Source organism: Fluviicola sp., from assembly GCF_029266855.1.
Classification (GTDB): domain Bacteria; phylum Bacteroidota; class Bacteroidia; order Flavobacteriales_D; family Crocinitomicaceae; genus Fluviicola.
The window spans coordinates 502,085-514,885 of record NZ_JAQSWB010000001.1; the positions used below are offsets into that span (position 1 = coordinate 502,085).

The following is a 12,801-nucleotide window of genomic DNA, read 5'->3' on the forward strand; positions in this document are numbered from 1 at the left end:
GATGTCCTATTTCGGGGAAAGTTGCTTGTAAAAAAGGGTAATTTTATGTAAACGTATCTATTCCCGTGTTGTTCGGCAGTTAAATCCTGGCAGATGCATACAAAGTGGGTGAGAGCCCGAAGTGTTTTTTGAATGTTTTGCTAAACGAATAAATGTCCGAAAAGCCCATTGCGATTGCAATATCAGAAACCGAATAATCTGCTTTCAGCATTTGAGCTGATGTTTTGAGCCTGTTCGACAGGATATACTGATAAGGGGTCATGCCGATTATCTGCTTAAACAAACGGAAGAAATGGTATTCCGACATTCCGGCAATTCGGGCGATTTGTTCGATTGTCAATGCGTCTGTGAAATTTGAATCGATAAATTCTTTTCCTTTCAGAACACGCCTGCATAAATCTCTCTTGGTTTCTGCTTTAACAGTTGGAATGGATTGAAGTTGTTTGAATACTTCTACCTGATCCGCTACGAGGGATTCTGCCAGCTTGTAAAATAATTCCTGGTTAATTTGATCGCTTGTAAATACATTCTGTTGTATCTGTGTGCTTATTTCCTGTAAGTTTCTTCCTAAATGTGTGTGCTGGGCCTGGTACTGGTTTTCTAAAAAGTGTTCTGTATAGAAAAAGTCGGAAAGCTTTAAATCCGAAAAAGGGGTGTCAGGAGCCTGGATAGTAGCAATAATATCCGCAATCACTTCATTGGAAACACTCAAACAGATTCCTTTTACTGTTTTAGCACTGTCAATTGAAACATGTCCCTGTTTTTCACCATTCATCAGAAGATAACTTCCGGGAGTAATGGTGTATGATTTATTGTTGACGGTATAACGCTCAACTCCTTCACAGACAAATTTGATTGCAAATTCATACGAAACGAGTGAACGTTCGAATTCCTTCAGAGAGGAAAGATTGAAAATGTTTTTGTCACAATCAAATCGCATCATCGCTTGCTCGTGATCGTAAAAGTGCGGAGTAGACTTACTGTGAGTTGTCATTGTAATAGCTTATTGCAACTGCCAATATATTCAAATTTGGAATAGCTGGAATAAAAAGTGGCTTGCTATCTCCTGAAGTGTAGTAATGAGCGGATTAAAGGTGTTAAATTGAAATTGGAGGATAGGTAAACAAAAAAAATCCCCCCGCCAAAACGACGAGAGGATTTTTCTCTAAAGAATATCGTTCTTAGTTAACTGCTCCAGATAACTCAGCACCAGCTTTGAAACGTACTACGTTCTTAGCTGCGATTTTGATTTCTTTTCCAGTTTGTGGGTTACGACCAGTTCTAGCTTCACGCTTAGAAACTGAGAAAGAACCGAATCCTACTAAAGAAATACGGTCTCCTTTTTTCAATGCTCCAGCTGTAGCACCTACAAATGCATCCAATGCTTTTTTTGCATCAGCTTTAGACAATCCTGCTTCAGAAGCAATCGCATCAATTAATTCTGCTTTGTTCATAGTTTGGTTTTTTTTGAATGATTTCTAATAATTAACACAACAAAAATATATGAATATGCTTCTCTACCAAGGCCAAACACTAAAAAGCGTTGATTTTGTTGATAAATAAACGCATTTGTTGATAAGCACCCCCGTTTTTAGGGGTTTTCAGACGGATTTACACCTTAGCTCGATAAAAATTAGTTGAAATTTATCGTCCAATCCGATGAATTATTCCCTACCAACCACTCTTTTGCGGTCATTTTTTTCTTTCCTTCGACCTGGAATTCTACAATTTCGAGTCGTTTTTCTTGTGTATCGACAAATAATTGTGTCTTGGAAGAGCTTAATTGGAGAGTGCCGGAACCAGATTGATCGCTGATAAGGGTTTTAAAAACTTTCACATTCTTCATTTCTCCTTTCGAATTCCTCCAGCTTGTCCAGGCTGCAGGATATGGATTCAGTCCGCGAACCAGGTTGTGAATGTCTTCCGGTTTTGCATTCCAGTTAATTTGTGTGTTTTCTTTGAATAGCTTGGGGGCCGGTCTCATGGATCCTGATCCCAGTTCTGCCTGTGGAATAGGGTTTACATCGTTATTGGCAATGCGCTGAAGTGTTTCTACAACCAGCCTGCCGCCAACATCGATCATGCGATCGTGCAGTTCTCCGGCACTTTCGTTTTCTGAAATATTCATTTCTGTTCTTCCGATCACATTCCCAGTGTCAATGGCTTCGTCAATAAAGAAAGTGCTGACACCTGTTTTTTGATCTCCGTTAATGATGGCCCAGTTGATGGGGGCTGCACCACGGTAATCGGGTAGAAGGGAGGCATGAAGATTGAAGGTTCCGTATTTTGGCATTTTCCAGACCTCTGCGGGAAGCATGCGAAATGCTACAACAACAAATACATCCGCCTGGAGCGATTCCAATTGGCTTAGAAATTCAGGATCTTTTAGTTTTAAAGGCTGCAGGACCGGAATATGGTTCTCAATGGCAAATTGCTTTACGGGACTTTCGTGCATGAGCTGTCCTCTGCCGGCGGGTTTATCTGCTACGGTCACAATTCCTGCCAAATTCATTCCGGCATTTTTAATTGCCTGGAGAATTCCAACCGAAAAATGGGGAGTCCCCATGAAAACAATGCGTAAATTATTCATATTCGATTTTTTCCTTTGTTTGATTAATCCATTTCAAATAAATAAAGGATCCTAATCCCATTGTAATAAAATAAACATATTCAACGAGCCAAACCCACTGAATAGGCCAGTTCCATACTTTAATGAAAAGATAAGCTGAAATAATATAGAAAGTGGTAGATAGACATTCCACTAAAAAGGTGATCCGTGTTTTCCCGATCCCGCTGATGGTTTGAAAAAACACACTGCCCGTTCCATAGATCAGGATAGATCCGCTGACAACTCTAAGGACTTGTGCGCTTTTCTCCACATGTTCCGGATGATCTGAAACAAGCCGGATCAGGGCTTCGGGATAAAGTACGGCTCCGTGAAAGGTAAGAACTAAAAAACTTATGGTTAAAAGTTGCATCCTTCGCTGAATGACTGGAAGCTGATGAAACTGTTTTGCACCGAAATATTGGGCGATATATGTTTTTGTAGCTGCTGCGAATCCCCAGATAGGAACGAAGGCCAAGAAGTAAATGTATCGGATATTCAAGGAAATTGTCAGGTTGTCTCCACCCATTTGTTCAATCCAGATGAAAAAGATGGTCCAGATCGAAAGAGCAACAATTCCCTGCAGAAGAAGCGGAAAACCGATTTTTAAATTTTCCTTTATTTGAAACTTACTGATCAAACTTTCTTTCCAAATGGGGTATTGCGTTTTTAATTTTCCGCCAACCAGGGTAGAAAGAAGGAAAAGCATTGCCAGGAATTCTGCGCTTGTTGAGGCAATGGCGGCTCCTTCAAGTCCTAGTTGCGGGAACGGACCTACCCCAAAGACTAAAAAATAGTCGAGGATGATGTTTGAAATCGCTGCGATCAGTGAAGCTATGAGAACAAGTGTTGTTTTTCCGACAGCTAAATAGGACGCCTGGATGCTGATTGTTATAGTAGCTGCCCAAAAGGAATAACTCCTGATTTCAAGAAAAGATTGTTCTGCCTGTGCTAATTCATAGTTTGTAACCAGATATCCCATGAGTGCAGGCATGCAAAGCTGGACTAAAATGGTGAGCAGTATTGCTGCGGAGAATAAAATGATGAAATTGGACTGGAAAACAGCAGCAAATCCTTTCTGATTCTTTTCGCCCACCTTTTGCGCCATTGCAATCTGTGCTCCGTCGCCCAGCCCGATAAAAACCATGTACATGGTAATATACCAAAGTCCTGCACTTCCGGAAGCATCATAAGCCAGTTTACTGTACCTGCTTAAAAATGCGGCATCAGTAATGGCAATTACGGATTGAATGAATCCACTAAGCATCATTGGCAGAGCAACTGTAAGAATGCTCCTGTATCGAATGTCAAGCATTAAATAATCTGTAAAAGCAATCCTTTTAAATATTCACCTTCCGGGTGGAAAGCATTAATAGGGTGATCTGCCGGCTGGTGCAATTGCTCCAGGATTTTTACTGTTCTCCCGGATTCAATCGCTGCGGCGATAATCGTATTTGTAAATAATTGTTTGTCAACCACCTGGGAGCAACTGTAGGTCATTAATAAACCTCCCGGACGAATATGCTGAATAGCCATTGAATTCAGGCGTTTGTATCCCTGAACTGCCTGGTGTCTTTTATCGCGGTGCTTTGCAAATGCCGGTGGATCTAAAATGATAATATCGTATTCTTCTCCTGTTTCACGAATGAAATTCATAGCATCGGCAACAATAGATTGGTGATTTTTAAATCCGTTCAGTTCAATGTTCGCGTCCGTTAATTCAATCGCTTTCTTTGAGCTGTCTAAGGAATGGACTTCTTTCGCGCCATCTTTCAATGCAGCAAGACTAAAACCGCCTGAATAACAAAAGGTATTCAATATTTTTGCTCCTTCAGCATATTTTGCCAATAAGGCTCTGTTCTCGCGCTGATCTATAAAGAATCCGGTTTTTTGCCCGGTGATCCAGTCCAACTGATATTTCACACCGTTCTCCAATGCAATATGCGGAGTTTCACATGTTCCGAATAAGTAACCATCCTCGACCGGAATTCTTCCCGGAAGTGTTTCCTTGGATTTGTTGTAAACGGCTTTTAAATCGCTTCCCAAAGCATGAACCAATGCATTCTTGATCAGATCAATTTGCAGGTACATTCCCAAACTGTGACATTGGATAACCGCAACACCTCCATAATAATCAATTACAAGACCCGGCATTTCGTCGCCTTCACCATGAACCAATCTGCAGATCGAATTGTCTTCTCGGAAAAGATGTAGTTTTTTACGCAGGTCAACAGCATTGGAAATACGCTTGTTGAAAAACTCCTGGTCAATCTGATCCCCGTTAAATGTCAGAATTCGTACAGCGATGGAGCCATGTTGAAAATGTCCTTTTGCAATTTCATTATTTCGTGAATCCAGAACAGATACAACTTCTCCGTCTTCAATCGTAAGTGGCATTTCTTTTAAGGCGCCGGAAAAAATCCACGGATGTCTTCTTTCCATAGATTGCGTTTTGTGCGGGAGTAATTGAACACTGGGATACATATCTGATTTTTTGTGCAAAGATAGTTTAAATTGAAAAGTGAGAATTGAAAGGATAGAAGTGAAGTTAAATGATTGTAGAAAATGATTCCGTAAAACTGGTCTAGGGTTTATAACCCTAGACGGGTGGTTAACTTTTTTTTTCTTATATTTTTATTAATGCGAGAACACGAGACATGTCTCTGCGTCTGCATATTTTTTATCTTTGTGTATATTCCACAAAAAAGAAAGATGTCTTATTCAATTCAAGTGTTTCTAAAAAATAATTCCTTTTCAGAAGAATATGCTCAAGAGAAGCATGAAGGAAAAGATTCGCCTGAAAATATCCGCTACGAATGGGAAGATGAATTTCGTTTGACTGATTCTTCGGATGTATTAGAGATAGTGCGGGATCAACCCTTTATTTTGGCAGGAGAAATCGGAGACGGTAAGACGTTTCATTACGAGATCCAGGATGTGATCCAGTTTATTTTCCACGGAGAAAACGGGGCAACGGCAATTGTTTTTTCTGAAAAGTGCCTGGATGAGTATATCATTGACCACGATCATCAGAAACTGAAAGTTTATTTGAACGACGACGAAGTGGTGGAAAACCCGGTTCCGGGAGTTTATATTGTTTTAAGTGCGTTTCCAAAGGAATTAAGAAATTAATGCTTTCAATCAGGCAGATTCATTTTTCATACAGCGAACAAAAGAAAGTTTTACAGGGAGTATCAATCGATTTAAACCCAGGTGAAATTTTTGGCATTGTCGGGGCAAGTGGTGGAGGAAAATCTACGCTACTGAAAATTATTGCCGGTCTTTTGGATTCCTCAAAAGGAACAGTTCATTGGAAGGATGAACGGATTCCGGGACCAGGTGAACGTTTGATTCCGGGGCATCCTGAAATTCAACTGGTAAACCAGGATTTTAACCTGGACCTGTTTCATACTGTAAGAGAAAATATCCTGCTGAAAATACTCCATTTACCTGAAAAAGCTCAGCTTCGTTTTTGTGAAGAACTACTCGAGCTGGTTGAACTGAAAGAAGCCGAGAATAAACAAGCGCGCTATTTATCGGGTGGCGAGCAACAGCGTTTATCTATTGCAAGAGCTTTAGCTTTGGAATCTGAAGTGTTGCTGTTGGATGAACCCTTTTCTCATTTGGATGCCCATTTACGGCTGAAGATCGGAGCCTACATCAAGCAATTGATCGAGATACGAAATGTATTATGTATCCTGGTTTCTCATGAAGGTGACGAAGTCATGCAATGGTGTCAGAAGATCGGTTTTCTTCACAAAGGGAAATTAAGCCGGGTGGATACACCTCAGGCTTTTTATTTTAATCCTTCCAATTTTAATGAAGGAGCTTATTTTGGAGAATTAAATGAAATTAAACAAGGGGAAACTAAAATTTTATTTCGACCTTGTGAATATAAAATTGTACAAAATAGTGGTTTGGAAGTGGAATTCACAGGCGCTGTTTTCTTTGGTGCTTATTGGAAATCATTTTTCAAAACAAAGCACAAAAAAACAATTGTTCTGTATGCGGATAAACCACTTAAAAAAGTAAAATACATTGAGCGCAAAAGTAAAAATACCAAAGCTTAGCTGGAAGGAGGTTAGAACACTTTTCAAAAGAACATTTGTTGAGTTCTTCCAGGAAGAATCCTTTTTTCATGGTGCTGCACTGGCATATTATGCGGTTTTTGCCATTATCCCGATTATTTATCTTGCTGTAATTAGTTTTGGTAATATCCTGGGACAGGAAGAGATTCTGCGTCTAATTAAAGTATTACTTGAAGAGCAGGTCGGTTTAAAAGACAGTTCGGGTATTCTCGACTTTCTATCTGAAGTTCATTTTGAGAAGAGCAGTGTCATACTCAACATTATCGGGATTATTGCTTTGATGTTTTCAAGTTCCGGATTGATCTCTTCACTTAGATTAAGTATCAATGAGTTCTACGATATTCATGTGAAAATTGATGATCGGAAAACCCAAATTCTCTACGCGGTTTTCATCAAATTGGTTGCTGTTTTTATGCTGGCTGTATTTGGTGTGACCATCGTATTGCTTTATACAGGAGAAACCATTTTCATGTCTGTGAGCGGAAAGTTGTACGATTCATTGCACCTGGAACAACAATGGATCATGAGCGGACTGGAACATGTCGTTGCAATCGGAATTAATACCATTTTATTTTCATTGGTCTATAAATTTCTCCACGACGGAAAGGTGGTCTGGAAACTGGCTCTTTCAGGTGGTTTACTGACTTCTTTCTTATTATACATCGGACAAATAGGACTGAAATTCTACCTTACTAATTTCTTCTTCGGAAGTCAAATGGGCATTGCCGGGACCTTACTCATCTTCCTTGCGTGGATGTATTATTCCTCTCAAATTATTTTCCTTGGTGCGAAATTCATCAAAGTTTATTCGGAACTGATCGGAAAACCCATCATCTTCGAAGTGCACAAATTATTGCAGAATATGCAAAAAAGGAAAAAAGATACCACAAGACTTCCGGAATAAATTTTCCTACTAACTTGTAAAGATTAAATAATAATCATACTTTTGATTAAAATATGATCACCATGAAGTTAGGAAACAATTTGAAACTCATTCGCAAAAGCAAGAAAAAATCCCAGGAAGAAGTTGCTACGGAACTAGGTTTAACGCGAAGCAGTTATTCGGGTTACGAAAATGAAATTGCAGAACCCGGAATAGATACCCTGATCGCTTTGAGCAACTACTATGCAGTTCCTATTGATGATTTGCTAACCAAAGATTTTTCAACGTTTACGGAAAGTGACTGGACAACCATCAGTTCCGGTTTATACGCTGATATCAACGGAAATAACTTACGCGTTTTAACTTCTTTGGTGGATGCTGATGATAATGAAATGATCGAATTGATTCCTCAGCAGGCAAGAGCAGGTTACACAACCGGTTACGCCGATCCTGATTACCTGAAGGTTCTTCCTACTTTTAGTTTGCCTTTTTTATCCAAAAACAGAAAGTACCGCTCTTTTCCCATTATCGGTGATTCAATGCCACCGGTTGAGGAAGGTTCTTTTGTTGTCGCCGAATACATCCAGAACTGGGGAAGTGTCCGCAACGGAACGCCTTGTATTGTTGTCACAAAAGACGATGGGATCGTATTCAAGATCGTGAATAATTTCATTGAAACGCAACAGTCTTTTGAGTTGTGTTCTACTAATCCTTTGTATTTGCCTTACTACGTAAAGGTGAATGATATTGTGGAAATGTGGAAATTCGTTAATTATATTTCTCCTAGCTTACCTGAAATGCGTATCGACGATTCTCAATTAACAAGAAGTATCCAGGACTTACAGCGTGAAATTATCGATCTGAAAAGAACCGTTAGCGGGGAAGCGAAAAACCTTGCTCATTAAACACAATCCGCTCCTGGTTAATTAATTCCCTCAAAGTCGTTTTGATTTTGGAGGCAAAGGACGTATCGTAGCGGGCAATGATGTCGGACAGGCTCATGGTGTTTTGTTCCAGTAAGGCAATTAATTCCAATTCCAGTCTGGGGTGTTTTTCAAGCAGGTTCTGTTCGAGGCAATAATCGCATTTTCCACAGGGTTCGCTTTTTTGACCGAAATAGGATATGATAAACTGAGGCCTGCAATGTTTTTCTTCAATGAACTTCTTCATCACGTTCATTCGTTCCAGGGCGCGTTCTTTTCTGAAATGGTATACTTCAGCTTTTAATTCCACGTAATCATCCGGGAATCGTTCGTGAAGAAAAGTGACCATTGGTAAGTCTGTTCGCCAGGTAATATCAATAATCCCGTGTTCTTCCAGGTATTTCAATTGGCGCTCCAGTTCCTGGCTGGAGATTTTCAATCGCTGGCAGGCATCGGCTTCATCTAATTCGCAAAAGGAATCAAATACCTCGCTGTGATTTCTGCAGACCCAGGTAATCAAAGGATCGAGAACAGGATTCTTTAATTGAAATCCGTACAAATGGGTGTTGTCAATGCTGATCTTGATCCGTGAACCTTTCAATCCCTGTTCGGAAAAGAGTATGCTGCCGTTCATTTCAAGTAGTTTAAATGCCGGATAAACTTCCGTGACATTCAGGTTGAATTTTTTTACGAAATTATTGAATTGCAATACGTATGACTCGTGCTCGCCGGAACCGATCGCAATTTTCAGGTAATTACATAAAGCCCTGTAAATCAACTTAATTTTATCGGTGCTTGGGAATTGTGCCAAAACACGTTCTGCAACTTCGTTCACATCTGCAGGCTCAATAAATGCAAAAGTTCTGGCTTCATTTCCGTCACGACCGGCTCTTCCGGCTTCCTGGAAATAAGATTCCGGGTTATTCGGAATTTCATAATGCGCTACAAAACGGACATTGGGTTTATCGATTCCCATTCCAAAGGCATTCGTTGCAACCATGATAGGTGTTTTTTCAGAGAGCCAATTGGATAAAGCAAGACTTCGTTCCTTACTGTTCATTCCGCCGTGGTACATGTTTGCTTTGATCTTTCTCGACTGAAGGTAGATCATTACGTCCTTCACGCTTTTCCTGGTTTGGCAATAAATGATTCCCACATCATTCGGATTTTTGTGAATCCATTTCGTGATTGCATCCAGTTTATTCGAAACGTGATAAACTTCATAACTTACGTTGGTGCGCTCAAAGGAAGCTTCGAATAATTCCGGGTTTTTCAATTTCAAATGAGTAGCAATATCTTCCTTGACCTTCGGAGTTGCAGTTGCAGTAACTGCTATGATCGGAACTTGAGGATGGTACTCTCTCAATTTGGCTATTTCAAGGTAGGCTGGTCTGAAATCATGCCCCCATTCTGAAATACAATGCGCTTCATCAACAACAAACAAACCGATTTCCATCTGTTTTACACGCTCCTGGAATAAGCGGGTTTGGATGCGCTCCGGGGAAATATAAAGAAAGTCTACTCCTCCGAACTTCGCGTTGTCAAGTAAAATGTCTATCTCCCGAAAAGAAAGTCCGCTTGTCAATGCTTTTGCACGGATTCCTCTTTTTTGTAATTGATTTACCTGGTCTTCCATCAAAGCGATCAAAGGAGATACAACGATGGTGATTCCTTCCCGTGCAATTCCGGGAACCTGAAAGCAAATTGATTTCCCGCCGCCTGTAGGTAAAAGCGCGATGACGTCCTTCCCATAAATGGAAGCATCAATAATCTCTTCCTGCATCGGTCGAAATTGTGAATAACCCCAATAGTTGGAAAGAATTTCTTCGCTCTTTTTTGACATAATCAGTTGTTTACAAGAGTTAAGTTGGACGTAATATTGCGGAATTACGTCCATTTTTTGGAATCGTAAGTTTACAAATTTAGTTTTTCAATCTCGTTAATTTGCTGTAACATTCAGGTTTTATTAAATCTTTCAACTCGGAATAGGGAATAATTGCCCATTCCGGTTCCAAACAAAATGCAGCGAAATGTGCAAAACTCGGGAGTAGTTTAACCCCATCAACGGTAAATACAAAATCGCAGTCAAACCACAAATTCCTCTCACGGTAATTGCAATCCATGTATACGTCGGCAGATTCAATTGAATTGCTTTCATCAAAATATCCGGGTTCTGATTTTGTCAGATAAGCATAAATCCGTTCGTTGTATATCGTGTCTTTTCCCGGAATTAAATAATCGGACCAGCTTACAGTTTTACCCGTATTTAAATTGTAATTAAGCGCATAATTATCTTCGTTTGGATGCGCGCCTCCGCAGTAATAGGTCTTAAAAACTGAAAAGCACATGAAATCAGTCGAAAGACTTAAACTAGTTAATTCAAAGCTATATTCCGATCCGTAAGCAGAGTAGGAAGCACAACTTAATGATTCCAAAAATTCTGAGATTTGTAAATATTCCAGATAGAAATTAGCATCCTTCTGTTTACCGGCATCCATTCCCGAATCTATACGGAACAACTTGATTCCTGTTAGAATCTCTTCGAAATGACGAATAGTAATGTGATTGATTGTTCTGACAGAATCAATTTCCTTTAATCGGAAAAGTCCGATTTTCACCCTTGTCAAATCATTTTTAACAGGATCGGTTTTTATCAAATACGGATTGGAGCATTTCGGACTGCCCGTTTCCTTTGCTGTAAGCGGGTATAATTTGAGAGAAAGTTGCGTTCCTTTTTTACTCCACGATCCGCTGGGAGCTTTGTGCGGCCATTTGAACCTGAAGGTTTCCGGGTCGGTAATGTCTGCTCCGTACTCGTCAGATGATTTTAAGATCATCGTTCCTGATGTATATGAACCAGATAATGAAATGTCTACTAATTTGTTTTTATAAAAGTAATACCCGCTTACTTGTTTGCCTTCGATGGTTAGTTGAAAGTAAATGGGATATTTTCCGATTGTACCGCTAAAAGAATGTGTTTGTCCGAAGATCTGTCCGGCGCAAATCAGGAAAATGAAAAGAGATAATAACCTGTGGAATCCCGAAAAGGTTTTCAGCGAATGTGCGGTATGTCTGAGCATTTGTTTGGTTACATTAAAAATACATGTTGTTACAAATATTGGAATTACTTCCGGAATGAACATAGAATCGTCAACTAATTTAGGTATATTCGCATAACTATTAGTCGTTATGATAATACAAGACAACATTAAAGTTACTCTTACCCAAGAGTCTAAACTAAGTGCTGTTGATTGGGATAATTTACCGTTTGGTAAGGTTTTTTCAGATCACATGCTAATTATGGATTACAAAGATGGAGCTTGGCAGGATCCTGAGATCATGCCTTTCGGACCTCTTTCCATGCACCCTGCTACATCCGTGATACATTATGGGCAGTCAATTTTTGAAGGATTGAAAGCTTACCGAATGGACAGTGGAGAAGTAGCAATATTCAGGCCCGATATGAATGCAAAACGCTTTGAGGAATCTTGTGTGCGTATGTGCATGCCGGTAATTCCTGAAAATGTATTCGTTGAATTAACTCGTAAATTTGTTGAGATCGAAAGTAACTGGATCCCGGGCAAAGAAGGATATTCTTTGTACTTAAGACCTTTTTTGTTTGGTATTGATGAATATATTGGAATCAAACCTTCCGATACGTATCGTTTTGTGATTTTCGCATGTCCCGTTGGAGCATACTACAATGAACCCGTGAATGTGAAAATTGAGGAATTCTACACAAGAGCTTCGGTTGGTGGAGTAGGAAGAGCAAAAACTGCCGGTAATTACGCGGCAGCTTTGTATCCTGCAAAATTAGGTCAGATGAAAGGATATCATCAATTGGTTTGGACTGATGGTAAAACACATGAGTATATCGAGGAATCAGGGACAATGAATGTCATGTTTGTCATTGACGGAAAATTGATAACTCCTTCGGAAGAAAGTGATACGATCCTGAGAGGTATTACAAAACGCTCTGTTGTTGAAATAGCAACGATGTGGGGAATGCCTGTTGAAGAACGCAAAGTTTCTGTGGCTGAAGTTGTTCAGGCGCACAGGGAAGGTCGTTTGACAGAAGCTTTCGGAGCCGGTACTGCTGCAACGATTGCACACATTGCAAAGATCGGTTACAGGGACGAAGATTTGATTCTTCCTGCAATTGAGACACGTACCTTCTCGTTAAAAGTTCATGCTTATCTGGATGATTTGAAATTAGGGAAAATAGAAGACAGTTTCGGCTGGCTTTCCAAAATATAAAAAAAGGGCGAATAAATATTCGCCCTTTTTTTATGGAAATTTGGA

11 protein-coding genes and 1 pseudogene are annotated in these 12,801 nt (G+C 39.9%); 5 read left to right on the forward strand and 7 right to left on the reverse strand.

The annotated features are described in order from the left end of the window. Positions 1-79 precede the first annotated feature (79 nt). The 5 genes and pseudogenes from K0S23_RS02425 to K0S23_RS02445 all read right to left on the reverse strand — a co-directional run bounded on the left by K0S23_RS02425 (position 80) and on the right by K0S23_RS02445 (position 5,089). The gene (locus K0S23_RS02425; RefSeq protein WP_300353737.1) at positions 80-994 is read right to left on the reverse strand and encodes an AraC family transcriptional regulator; all 915 of its coding nucleotides are present in this window, start codon (positions 992-994) and stop codon (positions 80-82) included. Positions 995-1,181: 187 nt separating this feature from the next. Next, positions 1,182-1,457 (reverse strand): annotated as a pseudogene (locus K0S23_RS02430) (HU family DNA-binding protein); the annotation flags it as partial. A gap of 176 nt (positions 1,458-1,633) precedes the next feature. Next, complete coding sequence (gene fmt, locus K0S23_RS02435) at positions 1,634-2,590, reverse strand: methionyl-tRNA formyltransferase (protein WP_300353740.1); 957 nt, start codon at positions 2,588-2,590, stop codon at positions 1,634-1,636. Further along, positions 2,583-3,920 (reverse strand): MATE family efflux transporter, encoded by a 1,338-nt coding sequence (locus tag K0S23_RS02440; protein WP_300353743.1) that lies wholly within the window; start codon positions 3,918-3,920, stop codon positions 2,583-2,585. The genes fmt and K0S23_RS02440 overlap by 8 nt, the downstream gene beginning before the upstream one ends. Then, positions 3,920-5,089 carry a class I SAM-dependent rRNA methyltransferase gene (locus K0S23_RS02445; RefSeq protein ID WP_300353745.1) on the reverse strand — a complete coding sequence of 390 codons (1,170 nt, stop codon included), beginning with the start codon at positions 5,087-5,089 and terminating at the stop codon, positions 3,920-3,922. Before K0S23_RS02445 ends, K0S23_RS02440 begins: the two co-directional genes overlap by 1 nt. A 228-nt stretch (positions 5,090-5,317) precedes the next feature. Between K0S23_RS02445 and K0S23_RS02450 the strand changes: the two genes are divergently transcribed. From K0S23_RS02450 to K0S23_RS02465, 4 genes are all read left to right on the forward strand, one after another. Further along, positions 5,318-5,737, forward strand: a complete 420-nt coding sequence (locus tag K0S23_RS02450) for a hypothetical protein (RefSeq protein ID WP_300353748.1) — start codon at positions 5,318-5,320, stop codon at positions 5,735-5,737. Then, complete coding sequence (locus K0S23_RS02455) at positions 5,737-6,675, forward strand: ABC transporter ATP-binding protein (protein ID WP_300353751.1); 939 nt, start codon at positions 5,737-5,739, stop codon at positions 6,673-6,675. The genes K0S23_RS02450 and K0S23_RS02455 overlap by 1 nt, the downstream gene beginning before the upstream one ends. Beyond that, a complete protein-coding gene (locus K0S23_RS02460) occupies positions 6,644-7,597 on the forward strand; it encodes a YihY/virulence factor BrkB family protein (RefSeq protein ID WP_300353754.1) in 954 nt (317 codons plus the stop codon). Before K0S23_RS02455 ends, K0S23_RS02460 begins: the two co-directional genes overlap by 32 nt. Positions 7,598-7,659: 62 nt before the next feature. Next, complete coding sequence (locus K0S23_RS02465) at positions 7,660-8,481, forward strand: helix-turn-helix transcriptional regulator (protein ID WP_300353757.1); 822 nt, start codon at positions 7,660-7,662, stop codon at positions 8,479-8,481. On the opposite strand, the gene K0S23_RS02470 is transcribed toward K0S23_RS02465, so the two are convergent. Both K0S23_RS02470 and K0S23_RS02475 read right to left on the reverse strand, forming a co-directional pair. Beyond that, on the reverse strand, positions 8,450-10,342 hold the full coding sequence (locus K0S23_RS02470) for an ATP-dependent DNA helicase RecQ (RefSeq protein ID WP_300353759.1): 1,893 nt from the start codon (positions 10,340-10,342) through the stop codon (positions 8,450-8,452). The two genes, K0S23_RS02465 and K0S23_RS02470, sit on opposite strands and share 32 nt — an antisense overlap. A gap of 79 nt (positions 10,343-10,421) precedes the next feature. Continuing rightward, entirely contained in the window at positions 10,422-11,642 is a 1,221-nt protein-coding gene (locus K0S23_RS02475; RefSeq protein ID WP_300353762.1) for a hypothetical protein, read from the reverse strand. A gap of 46 nt (positions 11,643-11,688) precedes the next feature. Between K0S23_RS02475 and K0S23_RS02480 the strand changes: the two genes are divergently transcribed. After that, entirely contained in the window at positions 11,689-12,756 is a 1,068-nt protein-coding gene (locus tag K0S23_RS02480; protein ID WP_300353765.1) for a branched-chain amino acid aminotransferase, read from the forward strand. Positions 12,757-12,801 lie beyond the last annotated feature (45 nt).

What these genes read in the sequence shown, in the direction of transcription:
- K0S23_RS02425 (WP_300353737.1), bottom strand. Translation starts at nt 994, where the DNA reads ATGACAACTCACAGTAAGTCTACTCCGCACTTTTACGATCACGAGCAA.
- fmt (WP_300353740.1), bottom strand. Translation starts at nt 2,590, where the DNA reads ATGAATAATTTACGCATTGTTTTCATGGGGACTCCCCATTTTTCGGTT.
- K0S23_RS02440 (WP_300353743.1), bottom strand. Translation starts at nt 3,920, where the DNA reads ATGCTTGACATTCGATACAGGAGCATTCTTACAGTTGCTCTGCCAATG.
- K0S23_RS02445 (WP_300353745.1), bottom strand. Translation starts at nt 5,089, where the DNA reads ATGTATCCCAGTGTTCAATTACTCCCGCACAAAACGCAATCTATGGAA.
- K0S23_RS02450 (WP_300353748.1), top strand. Translation starts at nt 5,318, where the DNA reads ATGTCTTATTCAATTCAAGTGTTTCTAAAAAATAATTCCTTTTCAGAA.
- K0S23_RS02455 (WP_300353751.1), top strand. Translation starts at nt 5,737, where the DNA reads ATGCTTTCAATCAGGCAGATTCATTTTTCATACAGCGAACAAAAGAAA.
- K0S23_RS02465 (WP_300353757.1), top strand. Translation starts at nt 7,660, where the DNA reads ATGAAGTTAGGAAACAATTTGAAACTCATTCGCAAAAGCAAGAAAAAA.
- K0S23_RS02470 (WP_300353759.1), bottom strand. Translation starts at nt 10,342, where the DNA reads ATGTCAAAAAAGAGCGAAGAAATTCTTTCCAACTATTGGGGTTATTCA.
- K0S23_RS02475 (WP_300353762.1), bottom strand. Translation starts at nt 11,642, where the DNA reads ATGTTCATTCCGGAAGTAATTCCAATATTTGTAACAACATGTATTTTT.
- K0S23_RS02480 (WP_300353765.1), top strand. Translation starts at nt 11,689, where the DNA reads ATGATAATACAAGACAACATTAAAGTTACTCTTACCCAAGAGTCTAAA.